We start from the raw sequence: 12,945 nt of genomic DNA on the forward strand, positions 1-12,945 counted from the left end.
GCAACAATTACCATCCGCTGTAGGAAGCTGACCATCAATTCCTAGGAAAATGCTGTCAACGCGAATGGAAAAGTCGTTCAGCTCGGTTAACATGCCCGCCATCCACTCCATCGCAAAGGCTGTGCCGTGTCCGTTGGCCCTTCCCGTCCTGGCTCGTCCCTGCTATTGGCACTGATCATCAGCCCGCCAGTGCTGGGCGACGACCTGTTCGTGGACAGCCAGCCCCTGCCCCAGGTGCTGACGGCCACTCGCCTGAAGCAATCACCAGCGGCTGTGCCAGGCAGCATGACCGTACTCGACAGCGAGTTGATCAAGGCCAGCGGCGCCCGCGACATCAGCGAACTGCTGCGCCTGGTGCCCGGCATGATGGTCGGCAACATCAGCGGCAACCAGGCTGCCGTGAACTACCATGGCACCAACGCCAGCGAAGCCCGCCGCATGCAAGTACTGATCGACGGCCGCTCGGTGTACCGCGCCGGCCTGGCCACGGTGGACTGGAGCGATATTCCGGTGGCCATGGAAGACATCGAGCGGATCGAAGTCTTCCGCGGCCCCAACACCGTCAGCTACGGCGCCAATGCGCTGATGGCGGTGGTCAACATCATCACCCGCGCGCCGGCCGACAGCCACGGCACCCGGCTGAAAATCACCCGTGGCCAGCGCGGCATCAGCGATTGGTACGCCAGCCAGGGCAGCGGTTGGGACGGCGGCGACCTGCGGTTGTCGTTGTCCGGCCAGGAGGACGATGGCTTTGACAGCGACCGCAACGGCGCCGATTACCGCGACAGCCGCCGCCTGAACCGCTTCAACCTGTCCGTCAGCCAGACGTTGAACGAGCAGCAAAGTATCGACTGGCAATTGAACGCCAAGGACGGGACCAATCAGCGGCCCTACACCTACCACCCGGTGTTCGCCGGGATTACCGCCGCTGGGGATAACTCCGACGTGATCGCCAAGGACTACGCCGGCTCACTGCGCTGGAACCTGGACCTGGACGCCGACCACAGTCTTTATGTACAGGGCTCGATCCAGCATTGGGATCGCCAGCAGACCTGGCGCGCCTGCGACGCCGAGGTGTCCTTCAGCCCGCAATTGACCGACCTGTGGCAGCTCAATCCCTACTATGCCGAGAAGCTGGCGCGCAATATCCCCAGCTACATCAGCGGCGGCGCGCCAGCCGGCACACCACAGGAACAGGCGTTGGCCAATCAGGTGCTCGACCAGTGGCGCAACGGCGCCTCGCAAACCCTGTGCGGCGATATCGACCAGAGCACCCGGGAATCGCGCTACGACCTGGAGATCCAGGACACGCTGAGCCTGTCCGACAGCCTGCGGCTGGTCACCGGCGCCAACTATCGCTATGACCGGGCCGATTCGCAGACATACTTCAACGGCACCCTGGACGACACCACTTGGCGCCTGTTCGGCCAGCTCGAATGGCGGGCCACCGAGCATTGGTTGTTGCAAGGCGGCGCGATGTTCGAGGACACCCGCCTGACCGGCAGTTCGCTGACCCCACGGTTCGCGGTCAACTACCTGATCACCCCGCGCCACGGCCTGCGCGCGGTGTACTCCGAAGCCGTGCGCTCCCCGGACATGTTCGAGAACAACGTCAACTGGAGCTATCAAGTCACTAACCTGCAACCCGCCGCCTTCGGCCAGAACAGTGCCCGTTATTTCGTCCAGACCCGCGGCCCGGGTAACCTGGAACAAGAGCACATGCGCTCCCGGGAATTGGGCTACAACGGTTATTTCGTGGACCTGGCGCTGGCGGTGGACGTAAAACTGTTCCATGACGAAATCACCGGCATGATCAGCGAACCGTTGCGCAACAATCAGTACATCGCCAGCAACAGCAACGAATCGCAATTCTCCGGGGCCGAAACCCAGGTCGACTGGCGCGTGACCAGCGCCGACCGCCTGCGCCTGACCTACGCCTATGTCGACGCCCAGGCCAGCAACCCCCTCGACGAACAACTGACCGCCCGCAACAGCGGTTCGGCCGGCTGGCTACGGGACTGGGGCCAAGGCTGGAACAGTGCGCTGTTCTATTACGCCGCCGACGCCCTCAATGGCTATCGCTACGAACGGGTAGACACCCGCCTCGCCCGGCGCATTTCCCTGGGCAAGGCCAGCCTGGAACTGGCGGGAGTCCTGCAACAGCGCCTGGACAGCCAGCCCACCACGTTTACCGACAATCGCTACGACTCCCGCCATGTCGTGTACTTCAGCGCGGAGTTGTCTTTCTAGATGTTCCGACGCCCACCCCGCAAGACGCCATTTCATGGCCGCCTGACGCTAGTCCTATGCCTGGTGTTTGCCGGTTGGCTGGCGACCATCGAGGCCCGCGGCGCGGAAATCCTGCTGACCGGCACCGAGGACAGCCCCGGCGTGCAATCTTTTACCCAGGCCCTGAAAACCCTGCGCCCTGAAGACAGCGTGCGGTTTACGCCGCTGGCCGACCTGCCAGCGCCAGACAAACTGCCGGGCAATGTCCGCCTGATCCTGCTTGACCTGCCCAGCCTCGACTGGCGCCTGCAGGACGCCCGAGGCCCGGCCACCCTGGTGCTGCGCATCAGCCGCCAGCAAGCCCGCGATCGCCTGGGCGAAGCAACGCCTGCGCACCTGAGCCTGCTGTGGAGCGATCCACCGATGGCGCGGCAATTGCGGCTGATCCGCGCCATCCTGCCGCAGGTGCGACGGGTCGGCGTGCTCTTCGACACCCACAGCGAATTCCTGCTCAAGGACATTCAACAGGCCGCGGCACCGCTGGGCCTGACCATCGTCAGCGAACGCTGGGACGACACCAACGACAGCCGTCCCCTGCAAAACCTGCTGGGCCAGAGCGACGTGCTGCTGGGTCTCGATGACCCCGACTTGTACAACCCCAAGACAGTGAAGAACCTGTTGCTCAGCAGCTACGCCCGGCAACGCGCCCTGATCGGGCCCAGCGCCGCATTCGTCAAGGCCGGCAGCCTGGCCAGCACCTATAGCGACCAACAAGACTGGCTGGCGATTCTCGACGAGTTGCTCGACCGCCCTGCCACCACTTGGCCGCGCACCCTGTATCCGGACCGTTTCAAGGTCCTGGGCAACCGGCAGGTCTCCCGCTCGCTGGGGATCGAACCGATTGATGCCGAATCCGTCGCGGCAACGTTGGCCGAAGGAGAACACCGCCCATGACCTTGCGTCGCCGTTGGGACATCAACACCCGAACCCAGCTCATCGCCCTCGGCCCGGCGTTGCTGCTGACTGTGCTGCTGATCAGTTTCTTTACCTTCGTGCGGATCCAGGACTTGCGCCAGGAACTCAATCACACCGGGCAACTGATCGCCAACCAACTGGCCCCCGCCACGGAATACGGGGTGATTTCCGGCAACAAGGAAGTGTTGGAAAGCCTGCTCACCGCCACCCTGGCGACCCCACACGTGCGCTTCCTGGAGGTCCAGGACAGCACCGACAAGGTCCTGGTGTACGTCGAACAACCCGAGCAAACCCGCAGCCATGCCCAGCAGGTCGAAGTCTTCCAGGCCCCGGTGCGCTTGCAGCGCATCGCCCTGAACAATGATTTCCTGCAGGGCAACAGCCCATCCGTGGAGGCCTCCGGCGAAGATTACCTGGGCCGCGTGATCGTCGGCATGTCCAGTGACGCCTTCAGTCAGCGGCAACAGGAGATTCTGTTCAAGGCCGCGATCCTTGCGCTGTTCGCCCTGCTGTTCACCTTCCTGGTGGCGCGCCGGCTGGCGACTAACCTGTCCCGGCCGATCCGCGACATCGGCAACGCGGTCAAGGCCATCCAGCAAGGCGACTACAGCACCCCGCTCCCCATCGTCGATGACGCCGAACTGGGGGCCTTGTCGCGGCACATCAACAACCTGGCCGAGGGTTTGGGGCAAGCCAGCCGCGAACAGCACCAGGCCATGGCGCAGTTGATCAAGACCCGCGAAGAAGCCGAAAAGGCCAACAGCGCCAAGTCCGAATTCCTGGCGATGATGAGCCATGAACTGCGCACGCCCATGAACGGCGTACTGGGCATGCTGCAGTTGTTGGAAACCACCCGCCTGACCGACGAGCAGCACGAGTACACGGCGCTGGCCTCGGAATCCACCGAACACCTGCTGAAGGTGATCAACGACATTCTCGATTTTTCGCGCATCGAACGCTCGGCCCTGGAGCTGGAGCACATCCCGTTCAACCTGGCAGAACTGGTGGGCAGTTGCGCGCAATCGTTCCAGCACAGCGCCGCGCAACGCAAGCTGGGCCTGGACCTGCTGGTCCCGGACGACATGCAGGCCTTGCAGGTCCAGGGCGATCCGACGCGGATACGGCAGATCCTGGTCAACCTGATCGGCAATGCACTGAAATTCACCGAGCAAGGCCGTGTCACCGTGCAATGCCAGTGGCAGGCCCTGGACCACGAACTGCTGTGGTTCACCTGCGCGGTGCGCGACAGTGGCATCGGAATCCCGGCCGAGAGCCTGGAGCGCATGTTCGATGCCTTCCAGCAGGCCGACAATTCGATCTCCCGGCGCTACGGCGGTACCGGCCTGGGTCTGCCGATCGCCCGCACCCTGGCCGAGCGCATGGGCGGGACGCTGCGGGCCCAGAGCGAAGAAGGCCAGGGCTCGGTGTTCACCCTCGAAATCCCGCTGGCCCTGTCGCGCCAGACGCCACCGACCCTGGCGCCGCGCCTGCCCACCGGCAGCGGCGATGGTGAAGGCCGCAACGTATTGCTGGTGGAAGACAATCCGGTCAACCAGACAGTGGTCGAAGCCATGCTGCGCAGCCTGGGCTTCACCGTCAGCATCGCCACCGATGGCGCCCAGGCTGTACGCAGCGCCGAAAGCCTGATTTTCGAAGCGATCCTCATGGATTGCCGATTGCCCATCATCGATGGCTACGAAGCCACGCGGCAGATCCGTCAGTTGCCGGGCTGCGGCGAGGTGCCGATCATCGCCCTGACGGCCAACGCCTTGCAGGGTGACCGCGAAGCCTGCCTCGCGGCGGGCATGAATGATTACCTGGCCAAGCCGTTCAAAAGGAACGACCTGCAACAAATTCTGCAGCGCTGGGTGAATTAGAACAGGTCACCGGACCATCTGTGACTGGCGTGAAAGGCGAAAGTGCGGCAGTCTTAGGCACCCGAACAAGCCTCGATTGGGGCTTGAATAAAAATTTCAGTGCACAGGTGTACATTCATTTCCCGTGTGCTGTGACTTTCACTACAACGCAATAGTCTATGAGTAGGCTGTCGATTCGAGGCATGAACGCTTCGGTCGGCCGGGAAGATTTGCCCCACCCTGCCGCATGGGACTATTGAGGAGCTCGCATGACCAAACAAAACGCCTTTACCCGGGAAGATCTGCTGCGCTGCAGTCGCGGTGAGCTGTTCGGCCCAGGTAACGCGCAACTGCCCGCCCCGAACATGCTGATGGTGGATCGCATCACCCATATCAGCGAAGAGGGTGGCAAGTACGGCAAAGGTGAATTGGTCGCCGAGCTGGATATCACTCCGGACCTGTGGTTCTTCGCCTGCCATTTCGAAGGTGATCCGGTCATGCCGGGCTGCCTGGGCCTGGACGCCATGTGGCAACTGGTCGGTTTCTTCCTCGGCTGGCAAGGCCTGCCGGGTCGCGGTCGCGCCCTGGGTTCGGGCGAAGTGAAGTTCTTTGGTCAGGTCCTGCCGACCGCCAAGAAAATTACCTATAACATTCATATCAAACGCGTCCTCAAGGGCAAGCTGAACATGGCCATTGCCGATGGTTCGGTTGCCGTGGATGGTCGCGAGATCTACACCGCCGAAGGCCTCCGGGTCGGCGTTTTCACCTCCACTGACAACTTCTAAGGGTTATCCGCATGCGCCGCGTCGTTATCACTGGTCTGGGCATCGTTTCGTGCCTGGGCAATGACAAAGAGACCGTCTCCGCTAACCTGCGTGCAAGTCGCCCTGGCATCCGGTTCAACCCGGAATATGCCGAAATGGGTCTGCGTAGCCAGGTTTCCGGCTCCATTGACCTTCCCCTCGAAGAGCTGATCGATCGCAAGATCTACCGTTTCGTCGGCCACGCGGCGGCTTACGCCTACCTGGCCATGAAGGACGCCATCGCTGACTCCGGCCTGACCGAAGAGCAAGTGTCCAACGTACGTACCGGCCTGATCGCCGGTTCCGGCGGCGCCTCGACCCTGAACCAGATGGAAGCGCTGGACATCCTGCGCGAAAAAGGCGTCAAGCGCGTTGGCCCGTACCGCGTCACGCGGACCATGGGCAGCACCGTTTCGGCCTGCCTGGCTACCCCCTTCAAGATCAAGGGCATCAACTACTCGATCTCCTCCGCCTGCGCCACCAGTGCCCACTGCATCGGGAACGCGGTCGAGCAGATCCAGTTGGGCAAGCAGGACATCGTGTTCGCCGGTGGCGGTGAAGAAGAACATTGGAGCCAATCCTTCCTGTTCGACGCCATGGGCGCGTTGTCCAGCAAGCGCAACGACACGCCGGAAAAAGCTTCCCGTGCCTACGACGCCGACCGTGACGGCTTCGTCATCGCCGGCGGTGGCGGCATGGTCGTGGTCGAGGAACTGGAACACGCCCTGGCCCGCGGTGCGAAAATCTACGCCGAAATCGTTGGCTACGGCGCCACATCCGACGGTTACGACATGGTCGCACCAAGCGGTGAAGGCGCCGTGCGCTGCATGCAGATGGCCATGGCCACTGTCGATGCCCCGATCGACTACCTGAACACCCACGGCACCTCGACCCCAGTGGGCGACGTGATGGAAATGAAGGGCGTACGGGAAGTGTTCGGCGACAAGGCGCCAGCCATCAGCTCCACCAAGAGCCTGTCGGGTCACTCCCTGGGCGCCGCCGGTGTTCACGAAGCGATCTATTGCATCCTGATGATGGAAGGCAACTTCATGGCCGGTTCCGCCAACATCGACGAGCTGGACCCAGAAGTGGCCGATCTGCCAATCCTGACCAAGACTCGCGAAAACGCCACCATCAATACCGTGATGAGCAACAGCTTCGGCTTCGGCGGCACCAACGCCACCCTGGTACTGAAGCGCTGGCAGGGCAAGTAAGCCCCGCCGACAGCCGCACACAAAAAGCCCCGACTGGTTCGGGGCTTTTTTTTGCGCCTTGCTCAATTACACCACATGGGGTCTGTGGTGAATGGAATTCAGCGCACCACAAACCGCTGCTGCGTCAGCAGCCGATCGCCCTGGAACACCATGAACCGCCACTCTCCCGGCACCACTTCGTGGCTTTCGGTGAATTCGTAGGCCATGACATCCTGAGGCGCGCCGGGCACCAGTTTCTGGATGACCTCGAACTTGTCGTGGCGCACGCCATCGGGGGTACGGATACCGGGAGTGAAGTACAACAGGGTCAACGGCTGGTCATCCGCGACCTTGCCGGCCAACTGGTAGCGCATGCCGAACTTGGTGCCCAGCTTCGCCGGCACGCTCTCGGTCTGGCGGATCTGCTCATTGCTGCGTCGCAGGACCCGCTCTCCCGATTGCAGCTCGGCTTGCGGCCCTTCGAAAACACCGTACTCCACCGGGCCTTCGACACGGACTTCGGCCTGTGCCAGGCCGCAGGTCAACCACAGCGCGACCAGTGCGCTTGAACGGGTGAGGTGCATAGTGCGCTCCTTGATTGAGATGAGCGCGAGGGTATGACACGGGAGTGACAGGCTGATGACAAACCCTGCCCACCGATAATCCCGTGGCGAGGGAGCTTGCTCCCGCTCGACTGCGCAGCAGTCGCCAGATTTGGGGCTACTGCGTAGCCCAGCGGGAGCAAGCTCCCTCGCCACAAAAGCGGACTTAGCGGGCCACTGAGCGCGGCAATACCGAAAGAAAGTTATCCCGCGCCACCTTCCGCGCCACGTCTTCGGGCAAGGCATCGAGGAACGGATCGAAACCGCGCAACTCCTTGCCAAGCGTGTTGAAACGTCCTACCACGTCCGACCCCACCATGAAGCGCTCCGGAAAGCGCTCTACCAGGCGTACCCACTCCTGCCGAGGCTCACCCGCCTCGTCCAGCAAGTACGGCGTGAGCACGCTCCAGGACAGGTCTATGTACAGATTTGGATAGGCCTCGAGCATGCGGGTCAGGGTCGGCAACAGAAAATCCAAGCGGGTCTGGTGGCGATGGATTTCCATGCTGGTACCGGCGTGGGCCCAGATGAAGCGCGTGTGCGGATGATTGCGCAACGGCTCCTCGATTTCCGCCAGGTACAGCGGATTTTTCTCACGCTTGGAAGTGATGTTGGAATGCAGCATCACCGGCAGGTCGTTCTCGGCCGCCAAGTGATAGATCCGCGTCATGGCTTCGTTGTTGGCCCGCGGGGTGTCGCCCGAGGTCAGCGCAGTCAGGTCGTCATGGCGGGTGAACACCTCACCGATGCCTTGCCACAGCCCCGGGTACAGGTCGAGCATGCGCTGGATATGCGCGGCGGAGTTCTTGTCGTTGGGATTGAAGCCCGACAGGAATGGATGAAAGTGCCGGCGCTGCTCGTCGGTCAGCTTGCTCACCGCCGCGGCGACAATCACGTCGGTGGCGCTGTACCAATAGGCATCCGCATCGTCACCGGCGTAATAACGAGGACGCTTGGGCTCGTCTTCGTGCCATTTCTTGGCCACTGGCACACCGGAAATCATCACATGCTCGATGCGATTGTCCGCCATCGCCTGGAGCAACTTGGGCATGCCGGCGGTTTCCTGGAAAAAATCGACGTAATGCAGGTGCGCATCGCTGTAGGCATATTCGCGAGCCGCGGCACCGCTACTCGAAACAACCAGCAGCCAGGCAAAGATCAAACGGGTCAAAGGCACAGGCAGTCTCCAGAAGCCATGAGCAACATAGACCCCCACCGTCCCGCTGGGGTTCAAGGCGTATCTGCCGCGCCTGCCGACGACGGGTTATGCTTCATGCAACCGTTGTTCAACCTGGAAAACAACATGACCACTCCCCTGACCGTTCGCCCCCGCGCCGAAGATGTCGAAGGCCAGCCGATTCTTCGCCCGCTGCCGTCCGCCAAATGCCGCAGCATCGGGCCTTTCGTGTTCTTCGATCACATGCTGCAAACCACCTACCCGGCGGGCAAAGGCATGAACATCCGCCAACATCCGCATATCGGCCTGTCCACCCTCACCTACCTGTTCGAAGGAAAACTCCAGCACAAGGACAGCCTGGGTTCCGACCAGGTGGTGGACGCCGGGGATGTCAGTTGGATGACCGCAGGCAGCGCCATCGCCCATGTCGAGCGCACCCCCGAGTCATTGCTGGGCAACGCGTTCGTCATGCACGGCTTGCAAGTCTGGCTGGCCTCGCCCAAGGCCCACGAACAAGGCCCCGGGCACTACAGCCATCACCCGGCACACAGCCTGCCCGTCAGCGAGAACCTGGGGGTCAGCATCCGGATGATCGCCGGGTCGGGCTTTTGCCTGGAATCACCGGTGCCGGTGCTGTCGCCGACGCTTTACGCCGAACTGAACCTGCTGACCGCGACGACCTTGCTGATTCCCACCGAGCATGCAGAGCGGGCGCTGTACGTGTTGAGCGGCGAGGCGTCGCTGGACGGTGAGCCGGTGGAGCCCCACTCGTTGGTGATACTGCCAAGCGGGGAAGAAATGACGCTGTTTGCGGAGAGCGACTGCCATGCCGTGCTGTTCGGCGGCGCACCGCTGGACGGACCGCGACGGATCAACTGGAATTTCGTTTCCAGCGACCCAGCCCGGATCGATGAAGCCCGTCGACGCTGGGCAGCCGGAGACTGGCCGACCGTGCCAGGGGAAAGTGAGCGGATCGAGTTGCCCTAGACTGGACGCCATTGAACCTGTGGGAGCCGAGCTTGCTCGCGATAGCGGTGTGTCAGTCGGCATTAATGCTGATTGATGCACCGCTATCGCGAGCAAGCTCGGCTCCCACAGGGTTCTGCGTCAACCCAACCTCAGCCCTTGAACACTTCATCCAACAGGTTATGCATCGACCGGAACGCCCGCCCGGCGACCTTGGCGTTGTACATCATCTTGCCCGGCGCATTGGCCTGCGGGTCGGTGAACGAATGCACCGCTCCGCCATAGCTCAGCAACTGCCAATCCACCCCAGCGGCGTTCATTTCGTCTTCGAAGGCCGGTAACTGTTCTTTGGGCACCAGCGGATCCGAGGCGCCGTGCATCACCAACACCGCCCCCTGGATGTTCTGCGCATCCGCCGGGTTCGGTGTATCCAGGGTGCCGTGAAAGGAAATGGCGGCCTTCAACGGCGCACCGCTACGGGCCAGTTCCAGGGCGCAGCAGCCACCGAAGCAAAAGCCGAACGTGGCCAGCCTGGAAGTATCGACCTGCGCTTCGTCCTGGCTCTGCAGTTGCTCGAGCGCCGCCTGCATGCGCTTGCGCAACAACGCCCGGTCGTTCTTGAGGGGCATCATCGCCGCTCCCGCCTCATCGGCATTGCTCGGGCGGACCGTCTGCCCGTACAGGTCGGCGATCAACACCACATAACCGTTGGCCGCCACCGATCTGGCGATGTCCTCGGCCCCTGCCCCCACGCCCATCCAGTTCGGCGCCATCAGCAACCCCGGGCGCGAGCCCTGCTGGCTAATGTCGAAGGCCAGGCGGCCTTCATAGGTTTGACCTTCAATCTGATAGACCAGCGAACGAACCGTAACCTGACTCATGACGGACTCCTCTTCAATCGGAACACCAGAAATGAAAAAACCCGCCGAAGCGGGTTTTTCCTGCACGTGATTAAGCTGACAGTTCAACCAACAGCTTGTTCAGGCGGCGTACATACGCCGCCGGGTCCTTCAAGCTGTCGCCAGCCGCCAGGGCCGCTTGGTCGAACAGGATGTGCGACAGATCGCCGAAACGCTCTTCGCTCTGCTCGTTGTCGAGTTTTTCCACCAACGGGTGGGCCGGGTTGAATTCGAAGATCGGCTTGGAGTCCGGGACTTTCTGGCCGCTGGCTTCGAGGATCTGGCGCATTTGCAGGCCCAGGTCCTGCTCACCGATGGCCAGGATCGCCGGGGAATCGGTCAGGCGGTGCGAGACGCGCACTTCACTGACAGCATCGCCCAGGGCGGTCTTGATCCGCTCGACCAGGCCTTCCTTGCTCTTGGCGACTTCTTCGGCGGCTTTCTTGTCTTCTTCCGAATCCAGGTTGCCGAGGTCCAGGTCACCACGGGCCACGTCGACAAAGCTCTTGCCGTCGAACTCGTTGAGGTAGCTCATCAGCCACTCGTCGATGCGGTCGGTCAGCAGCAGCACTTCGATGCCTTTCTTGCGGAAGACTTCCAGGTGCGGGCTGTTCTTGACCTGAGCATACGTTTCACCGGTCAGGTAGTAGATCTTGTCCTGGCCTTCCTTGGCGCGGGCCAGGTAATCGGCCAGGCCTACGACTTGTTCGCCATCGTCACCCTGGGTCGACGCAAAGCGCAGCAGGCCGGCGATCTTCTCTTTGTTGGCGAAGTCTTCGGCCGGGCCCTCTTTCATGACCTGGCCGAAGTTTTTCCAGAAGCTCTTGTACTGCTCGGGCTCGTTCTTCGCCAGTTTTTCCAGCATGTCCAACACACGCTTGGTCAGCGCCGACTTCATGGAGTCGATGATCGGATCTTTCTGCAGGATTTCCCGCGACACGTTCAGCGACAGGTCGTTGGAATCCACCACACCCTTGATGAAACGCAGGTACAGCGGCAGGAACGACTCGGCCTGGTCCATCACGAACACACGCTGGACATACAGCTTCAGACCGCGTGGCGCTTCGCGCTGGTACAGGTCGAACGGCGCACGGGCCGGCACGTACAGCAGCGAGTTGTACTCCAGCTTGCCTTCGACCTTGTTGTGGCTCCAGCTCAGCGGGTTCTCGTAATCGTGGGCGATGTGCTTGTAGAACTCCTGGTATTCCTCGTCTTTCACTTCGGTGCGCGGACGGGTCCACAGGGCACTGGCGCGGTTGACGGTTTCCCATTCCACTTCAGGCTTTTCTTCGCCTTCGGCAGCGGTGACTTCCTTCGGCAACTCGATTGGCAGCGCGATGTGGTCGGAGTACTTCTTGATGATGTTGCGCAGGCGCCAGCCATCGGCGAACTCGTCTTCGCCGGACTTGAGGTGCAGCACAATGCGGGTGCCGCGATCGGCCTTGTCGACGGTGGCGACTTCAAACTCGCCCTCGCCCTTGGACGACCAGTGCACGCCTTCGCTCGCAGCGAGGCCGGCACGGCGGCTGAACACTTCGACCTGGTCGGCCACGATGAACGCGGAATAGAAACCGACGCCGAACTGGCCGATCAGGTGGGAATCTTTCTTCTGGTCGCCGGACAGGTTCTTCATGAAGTCGGCGGTGCCGGACTTGGCGATGGTGCCCAGGTGCGTGATCACCTCTTCGCGGCTCATGCCGATGCCGTTGTCTTCGAGGGTGACGGTTTTTGCGTCCTTGTCGAAGCTCACACGGATTTTCAGCTCAGCGCCGCCTTCCAGCAATTCAGGCTTGGAAAGGGCTTCGAAACGTAATTTGTCGACAGCGTCAGAGGCGTTCGAAATCAACTCGCGAAGGAAAATTTCCTTATTGGAATACAGCGAGTGAATCATCAGGTGCAGCAGTTGCTTCACCTCGGTCTGGAAGCCCAGGGTTTCCTTTTGAGTTTCCACGCTCATGGTCATCAAACTCCAAGTGGATGGTGGTGTCCGCCTCGCTGAGATTGGCGGCGGGATGTCCTCAAGGTGGGGGCAACGCTGATGATTTCAAGGGCGATCCGGTTTTGACGGTTCCTGGATCTTGAAATGGGCCCGGGCAGTGGCGATGGGTTCGGCCTCGACGTCTTGCCAGGCGGTGATCGCGACGTTGGCGACCCACCTCTGGCGCCTGGCCGAGTACTGACGAAATGCGTTGCGAAGAAATTGCCTGAGCCACGGATAATCGCTGCTTTAATACCCGGCGGCGGT

Annotated in this window: 10 protein-coding genes and 1 pseudogene; 6 read left to right on the forward strand and 5 right to left on the reverse strand. The window is 61.8% G+C overall.

Going from position 1 to position 12,945, the window contains the following annotated elements:
* The first annotated feature begins 126 nt into the window (after nt 1–126).
* The 5 genes from BLO97_RS25170 (at nt 127) to fabB (ending at nt 7,077) form a co-directional block, all read left to right on the forward strand.
* Entirely contained in the window at nt 127–2,250 is a 2,124-nt protein-coding gene (locus BLO97_RS25170) for a TonB-dependent receptor plug domain-containing protein (RefSeq protein ID WP_092348783.1), read from the forward strand.
* On the forward strand, nt 2,251–3,183 hold the full coding sequence (locus BLO97_RS25175; protein WP_092348786.1) for an ABC transporter substrate-binding protein: 933 nt from the start codon (nt 2,251–2,253) through the stop codon (nt 3,181–3,183).
* Complete coding sequence (locus BLO97_RS25180) at nt 3,180–5,081, forward strand: ATP-binding protein (RefSeq protein WP_092224694.1); 1,902 nt, start codon at nt 3,180–3,182, stop codon at nt 5,079–5,081. Before BLO97_RS25175 ends, BLO97_RS25180 begins: the two co-directional genes overlap by 4 nt.
* Nucleotides 5,082–5,329: 248 nt before the next feature.
* Nucleotides 5,330–5,845, forward strand: coding sequence for a 3-hydroxyacyl-[acyl-carrier-protein] dehydratase FabA (gene fabA, locus BLO97_RS25185; RefSeq protein WP_003204400.1), 516 nt, complete (start codon nt 5,330–5,332; stop codon nt 5,843–5,845).
* Between the two features lie 11 nt (nt 5,846–5,856).
* A complete protein-coding gene (fabB, locus tag BLO97_RS25190; protein WP_063324853.1) occupies nt 5,857–7,077 on the forward strand; it encodes a beta-ketoacyl-ACP synthase I in 1,221 nt (406 codons plus the stop codon).
* A gap of 98 nt (nt 7,078–7,175) precedes the next feature.
* Here the strand turns inward: fabB and BLO97_RS25195 are convergent, their stop codons facing one another.
* Both BLO97_RS25195 and BLO97_RS25200 read right to left on the reverse strand, forming a co-directional pair.
* Entirely contained in the window at nt 7,176–7,640 is a 465-nt protein-coding gene (locus BLO97_RS25195; RefSeq protein ID WP_063324852.1) for a DUF3859 domain-containing protein, read from the reverse strand.
* 184 nt (nt 7,641–7,824) lie between these two features.
* Nucleotides 7,825–8,841 carry an amidohydrolase family protein gene (locus tag BLO97_RS25200; RefSeq protein WP_170862094.1) on the reverse strand — a complete coding sequence of 339 codons (1,017 nt, stop codon included), beginning with the start codon at nt 8,839–8,841 and terminating at the stop codon, nt 7,825–7,827.
* Nucleotides 8,842–8,961: 120 nt separating this feature from the next.
* Here BLO97_RS25200 and BLO97_RS25205 point away from each other — a divergent pair, with 120 nt between their 5' ends.
* The gene (locus BLO97_RS25205) at nt 8,962–9,822 is read left to right on the forward strand and encodes a pirin family protein (RefSeq protein WP_092348824.1); all 861 of its coding nucleotides are present in this window, start codon (nt 8,962–8,964) and stop codon (nt 9,820–9,822) included.
* Between the two features lie 131 nt (nt 9,823–9,953).
* On the opposite strand, the gene BLO97_RS25210 is transcribed toward BLO97_RS25205, so the two are convergent.
* The 3 genes and pseudogenes from BLO97_RS25210 to BLO97_RS25220 form a co-directional block, all read right to left on the reverse strand.
* The gene (locus BLO97_RS25210) at nt 9,954–10,682 is read right to left on the reverse strand and encodes a dienelactone hydrolase family protein (protein WP_092348789.1); all 729 of its coding nucleotides are present in this window, start codon (nt 10,680–10,682) and stop codon (nt 9,954–9,956) included.
* Between the two features lie 70 nt (nt 10,683–10,752).
* Nucleotides 10,753–12,657, reverse strand: a complete 1,905-nt coding sequence (gene htpG, locus BLO97_RS25215) for a molecular chaperone HtpG (protein ID WP_092348827.1) — start codon at nt 12,655–12,657, stop codon at nt 10,753–10,755.
* An 87-nt stretch (nt 12,658–12,744) separates the two neighbouring features.
* Nucleotides 12,745–12,864: pseudogene (locus BLO97_RS25220) on the reverse strand (PaaI family thioesterase); the annotation flags it as partial.
* Nucleotides 12,865–12,945 lie beyond the last annotated feature (81 nt).

It is taken from the genome of Pseudomonas sp. NFACC05-1, from assembly GCF_900100135.1.
Taxonomy (GTDB): Bacteria; Pseudomonadota; Gammaproteobacteria; order Pseudomonadales; family Pseudomonadaceae; genus Aquipseudomonas; species Aquipseudomonas fluorescens_Q.

Bases quoted from the DNA above. Each gene is read 5' to 3' on its own strand.
- fabB (WP_063324853.1), top strand. From the start codon at position 5,857: ATGCGCCGCGTCGTTATCACTGGTCTGGGCATCGTTTCGTGCCTGGGC.
- BLO97_RS25195 (WP_063324852.1), bottom strand. From the start codon at position 7,640: ATGCACCTCACCCGTTCAAGCGCACTGGTCGCGCTGTGGTTGACCTGC.
- BLO97_RS25205 (WP_092348824.1), top strand. From the start codon at position 8,962: ATGACCACTCCCCTGACCGTTCGCCCCCGCGCCGAAGATGTCGAAGGC.
- BLO97_RS25180 (WP_092224694.1), top strand. From the start codon at position 3,180: ATGACCTTGCGTCGCCGTTGGGACATCAACACCCGAACCCAGCTCATC.
- fabA (WP_003204400.1), top strand. From the start codon at position 5,330: ATGACCAAACAAAACGCCTTTACCCGGGAAGATCTGCTGCGCTGCAGT.
- BLO97_RS25175 (WP_092348786.1), top strand. From the start codon at position 2,251: ATGTTCCGACGCCCACCCCGCAAGACGCCATTTCATGGCCGCCTGACG.
- htpG (WP_092348827.1), bottom strand. From the start codon at position 12,657: ATGAGCGTGGAAACTCAAAAGGAAACCCTGGGCTTCCAGACCGAGGTG.
- BLO97_RS25210 (WP_092348789.1), bottom strand. From the start codon at position 10,682: ATGAGTCAGGTTACGGTTCGTTCGCTGGTCTATCAGATTGAAGGTCAA.